At 68.9% G+C, this 557-nt stretch carries 2 protein-coding genes; both read left to right on the plus strand.

All coding sequences use genetic code 11. From position 1 onward, the window contains the following. Positions 1 to 208 (plus strand): LuxR C-terminal-related transcriptional regulator (locus J0A65_RS25350; protein ID WP_206596988.1); only part of this gene is annotated, 208 nt, incomplete at its 5' end. After that, positions 208 to 557, plus strand: a 350-nt coding sequence (locus J0A65_RS25355) for a PAS domain-containing protein (RefSeq protein WP_206596989.1), incomplete at its 3' end; no start/stop codon positions are given. The genes J0A65_RS25350 and J0A65_RS25355, both read left to right, overlap by 1 nt.

Genomic DNA, 557 nt, shown 5'->3' on the forward strand with positions numbered 1-557 from the left:
CGAGCTGACCGAGCGTGAGCGGCAGACGCTGGCGCTGATCAGCGAAGGCTTCAGCAACAAGCTGATTGCCCGGCAACTGGGTATCAGCGAGGGCACGGTGAAGGTCTACGTGAAGCATCTGCTGAGCAAGCTCAACCTGCGTTCGCGCCTGGAACTGGCGGCCTGGGCGCATCGCAGCCAACTGATCGATGGCGCGGGAGGGCAGTGATGAAGCGGCTGATCCATTATCTGGGCCGCCTGGGTGGCCGCGTGGCCAGGGCCGAGGCCGGCGCGCTGGGTTTCGATGAACTGCCGGTGGCGCTGATCCAGCTGGACGCGGCCGGGACGATGCTGCGCGGCAATCGTGGCTGGGAGCTGCTCAGCGGGCGGCGCGTGGGCGACTGCCTGGGCCTCGACCACCGCCAGTTCCTGCACATCGAGGATCGCAACCTGTGGCAGCAGGCGATGCAGGGCCTGGAGACAGGCGCGGCACCCTGGGTCGGCAGCCTGCGTTACCTCGGCCCGGCTGGCGAGCTGCACTGGGTCGAGGTGCGCCTGGCCCGGCGGCCGGGTGGCTT

Source organism: Bowmanella yangjiangensis, assembly GCF_017255015.1.
In the GTDB taxonomy this organism is placed as follows: Bacteria; Pseudomonadota; Gammaproteobacteria; order Enterobacterales; family Alteromonadaceae; genus Bowmanella; species Bowmanella yangjiangensis.